Annotated in this window: 2 protein-coding genes and 1 pseudogene; all 3 read right to left on the bottom strand. The window is 62.1% G+C overall.

What is annotated here, in order from left to right:
* Nucleotides 1-83 precede the first annotated feature (83 nt).
* Entirely contained in the window at nt 84-632 is a 549-nt protein-coding gene (locus tag KNW02_RS20260) for a hypothetical protein (protein WP_216034988.1), read from the bottom strand.
* A gap of 78 nt (nt 633-710) precedes the next feature.
* Nucleotides 711-2867: a DUF8741 domain-containing protein gene (locus KNW02_RS20255; RefSeq protein ID WP_348524809.1), complete on the bottom strand. Its 2157-nt coding sequence runs from the start codon at nt 2865-2867 to the stop codon at nt 711-713.
* A pseudogene (locus KNW02_RS21055) lies at nt 2867-2984 on the bottom strand (IS200/IS605 family transposase); the annotation flags it as partial. The pseudogene KNW02_RS21055 and the gene KNW02_RS20255, both read right to left, overlap by 1 nt.

Genomic DNA, 2984 nt, shown 5'->3' with positions numbered 1-2984 from the left:
AGACCCCGTAACCGGGCGAAGCGGCGGGTGTGTGCCTCCGGTCGGGCTACGCCCTCCCTCCGACACACACCCGCCGCACCGTCTCATCCTGATTGACGCAGAATCTCATCCTGATTGTCGCGCGGCAAGGCGGCGTCCTCATTGGTGAAGATCTGGGTGAGGTCAGCTTCGATATAGGCGGGCCGGGTGAGCGAAGCATTGTCGCGCATCAGCCGGATCTGGGTTCCATTGGTCACAAGGCCCCAGAGGGCGTCATCATGGTCGTTCAGGTAGTCCTGCAACGCGAAGGCGGGCGAGCGGGAGCGGTCTACTGACAGGGTCGGGCTTCGGCGGTCCAGCTTTTCGTCGGACGGCGGGACGACAATGATCGGCACGCGGTCGCCCGCAATGAAGGCTGTGACACCGTTGCCGGCGGCGAGGTCGTCGAAACCGAAGGTCTCGGCCAGGAAAGCCTTGATGAAGCGGCGGGTCGCCTCTGCCGAGGGGTTTTCAAGCCTGACGAAGGCATCAAAATGGGACTGGCCGACGCGGAAGGCGGTGGAGATTTCCTCGCGGATCGTCAGGCCCTTGCGGACTCGATAGCCTGCGCGGGTGTCTTCTGCCTCGCCCGGCGCAGCGATCTGCGCGACCATGGCAGGCGCGATCAGGTTCCCCTCGAGTGAAACAGAGGGCCATGCGGACAGGTCGATGACAGGTTTGCGTGCCATGGCTCAGCCCTCACCCGGTAGAAGGGTGAACAGGCCGATGACATCAGGCGGGATCACGGCCTCGACCGTGACGCGCGCGCCAGTGCCAGCGGCGGCACGAAGACGGGCGTGGTCTTCCATCAGCGCCTCTGAGCGCAGTCGGACGAAATCTCCCAATGGTCCGGATATCTGGGCCTGGAGTTCGTCATGGGCCTTTGCGATGAAGCGGTCGCGCGCGGACTGCGCCAGATTGGCGGTCGCGGGTGCTGCCAACAGGGCGCGGGCGTCGTCACCCATGGCAACGATCTGCCCACCTTGCAGGGCGACCAAGGCTGCCTCCTCAGCAAGAAGCAGGCGCTCCCGCCGCCCGTGAATGGTGAGCTTGTATCGGATCCTCAGCAACAGAATGCGAGTCAACTTGGCAACGGCATCGGTTGGCCACGCACCAACCCGACCGATCCCGAGTTGTGTCAGGGCTTCGGGATCAAGAGACGCTTCGACCAGGGTCTCGGCAAGAGAGGTCGTCAACGGGTGGGTTCGCGAAAGTAGCGCTGTGCCGGAAGGTGCTGGTTCAGACAAAGCAAGGCGAACAGAGCCCTTAAGGCCTCTCTGCCCGAGGCGATCCCGCAGCGCAGCGTCCAGTGCATGGACGTGAGCAACCAGGACAGACTTCTTCTCTTCAGTCCGTGCGCCAAACCGCGCCATGGCACGCTCGACGAAGCGGCGTGCATCGTCGGGCGTTCCAAGGAGGGCGCGGGCCTTTGACCATTCAGGAACGACCTCCTGCGGCTTCATGGCATTCTGCGCAAATCGCGCACGGGATTTCTTCTCGTTCTCAGAAGCATCACGCCAGCGCGCTTCCATCGCCCGGCTGCCGTCCTCGAGGCGCAAGTCGAATGCCAACTGCTGGGACTTTCCCTGCCGTAACAAGACGGCGGCCATCAAGGCATCCGTGACTGGACCACGTTCGTCCGGAAGAGGAACAGTGATCCCGGTGACCTTCCGGATTTCCTCCGCCTTGCGAAGGATGACGTCCAGAACTGCGCCGTCGATTGCGCTATCGGGCGAGAACATCATGATCGAACGGACCACTTCGGCTGGCTGTCCAAACCGATCGACCCGTCCTTCCCTTTGTTGGTGACGGGTCGGGTTCCAGGACAGATCGTAATGGATGACCGTGTCGAAAAGCTGCTGGAGGTTGATACCTTCAGAGAGGCAATCCGTGGCCACCAGAATGCGCTGGATTTCCTTTTCATCTTCGTCCGAGGCCATGTCGGCGACGCGGTCGCGACGCTCGTCAGGCGTCAACACACCCGTCACTGCCTCGATCCTGAGCTTCGGAAATGCGCGCCGCAGCCCTTCACGGACATGCTCGGCGGTGGCTAGGTAGCGGCAGAATACAACCGGGTTGGCACCACCCTTCAGCAAGGGCTTCAGGGAATCGATCAGCGCATCAAGCTTGGGATCGGGCTGCCGGATCAACGCTTCTGTAAGTTGGATCAGTTCGACCAGAGCAGGATCGGACTCGAATGTCGCGCTCGGCTCGAGATCGACGGCATCCTCGTCATCCCCGTCCTCGTCATAGATCTGTGGCTCTAACCGGTCCCCTTCTGTAGCAGCACGATTGCGCAGCGCACTCAGGGCCGCTGCGGGTGATGAGCCGACGCAGCGCATGAGGGCCAGAGTGCCCCAGAAGGCGAGACGGCGCTCCCGCATCCCTGTGCCGGCCCGCGCAACCACCCCGAAGCAGTAATCGAGCACGGCCTCGTGATAGGAAACGTGTTCCGGAGACATCCGGTAGGGGTATTCGGACGTCTCATGCCGCGGAAAGGCCCGCGTCTCTCCCCAATCACCGGTCACCAGATCAACACGACGGCGTTGAACAAAGTGCCTTGCGAGCCGTTCACGATAGCGGGCGTCGTCGAAGTTCATTGAGGCAAAGGATGGATCGATCAGGGACAACAGGCGACCGAACGCCTCCTCGTCGCCCGAGTGCGGTGTTGCGGTCAGCAGGATCATGCGGCGCTCAGGATCCCGCGCCAGACCAGCAAGAAGCTCGAAGCGCTGCTGCTTGCCCTTGTTTGTCCCGACGCTGGCATGGGCCTCGTCTACTATCACAAAGTCAGGACACGCCTTCGCAAAGCCATCGCGGCGCTTTTCGGCCTTGATGTAGTGAACCACTACCGGCTGACGCCGGTAGCATCCCGTTTTCCATGCAGTTCCAGATACTGAAGTATGATGTCGTCGGTGACATTGCCCGAGGTTGTCGAGAAATATCCGCGGGCCCAGAACCGCCTG

This window comes from Paracoccus marinaquae (assembly GCF_018860165.1).
GTDB classification, from domain to species: Bacteria; Pseudomonadota; Alphaproteobacteria; order Rhodobacterales; family Rhodobacteraceae; genus Paracoccus; species Paracoccus marinaquae.
Note: the sequence above shows the minus strand (reverse complement) of the source record. Positions and strands in the feature narration are given on the sequence as shown.

Excerpts from the sequence above, each read along its gene's own strand:
- KNW02_RS20260 (WP_216034988.1), bottom strand. The coding sequence starts at position 632 with ATGGTCGCGCAGATCGCTGCGCCGGGCGAGGCAGAAGACACCCGCGCA.